The sequence below is a fragment of the Pseudomonas brassicacearum genome (assembly GCF_003732265.1).
Classification (GTDB): domain Bacteria; phylum Pseudomonadota; class Gammaproteobacteria; order Pseudomonadales; family Pseudomonadaceae; genus Aquipseudomonas; species Aquipseudomonas brassicacearum_D.
Map to the genome: position 1 here is coordinate 1 of NZ_MOBK01000192.1, position 978 is coordinate 978.

At 60.7% G+C, this 978-nt stretch carries 2 protein-coding genes; both read left to right on the plus strand.

Going from position 1 to position 978, the window contains the following annotated elements; translation table 11 throughout:
- Window positions 1–324, plus strand: a 324-nt coding sequence (locus BK660_RS30775) for a low molecular weight protein-tyrosine-phosphatase (protein ID WP_148057508.1), incomplete at its 5' end; no start/stop codon positions are given.
- On the plus strand, window positions 321–978 hold a 658-nt coding region (locus BK660_RS30780), incomplete at its 3' end, for an FAD-binding protein (protein WP_123436423.1). The genes BK660_RS30775 and BK660_RS30780, both read left to right, overlap by 4 nt.

The following is a 978-nucleotide window of genomic DNA, read 5'->3' on the forward strand; positions in this document are numbered from 1 at the left end:
AACCCGCCGGACAAACGCAGCCAGGCCGCCGCCAAAGTGCGCGGCTATGACCTTTCGGCGCAACGCGCGCAGCAGGTCAGTCGTGCCGATTTCGCCAGTTACGATCTGATTCTGGCGATGGACAACAGCAACCTGCGCAACCTCAAGGCGTTGCAGCCGTCCACCGGCAAGGCTGAACTGGATCTGTTCCTGCGCCGTTATGCTGGGCTGGTTGATGAAGTGCCGGATCCGTATTACGACGGCGATCAGGGTTTCGAGCAGGTGCTGGATCTGATCGAAGCGGCTTGTGACCAATTGTTGATCGAAGTGAAGGGCCGGTTATGAGTTTTCAGGTGCAACCGCAGGTTTCCCTGAAACCGTTCAACAGTTTTGGCGTGGATGTGCGCGCGCAACTGTTCGCCGAAGCCCACAGCGATGCCGATGTCCGTGAGGCGCTGGCGTATGCCACTGCTCATGATGTGCCATTGCTGGTCATCGGCGGCGGCAGCAACTTGCTGCTGACGGCCGACATTGCGGCGCTGGTGCTGCGCATGGCCACCCGTGGCATTCGTGTGATCAGCGATGACGGCAGCCGGGTGGTGATCGAGGCTGAAGCCGGCGAGCCGTGGCATCCGTTTGTCCAGCACACACTGGCGCTGGGCTTCTCCGGGCTGGAAAACCTCAGTCTGATTCCGGGCACCGTTGGCGCTGCGCCGATGCAAAACATTGGCGCTTACGGTGTCGAGATCAAGGATGTGTTCGCCGGCCTCACCGCGCTGGATCGTCAGACCGGCGAGTTGCGCGACTTCACTCTCGAAGAATGCAACTTTGCCTACCGCGACAGTCTGTTCAAGCAGCAGCCGGGGCGTTGGTTGATTCTTCGCGTGCGCTTCAAACTGGATCGCGTTGCGCATCTGCATCTCGAATACGGTCCAGTGCGCCAGCGCCTGACTGAGCAGGGTATCGAGCAGCCGACACCGACCGATGTCAGCCGCGCCA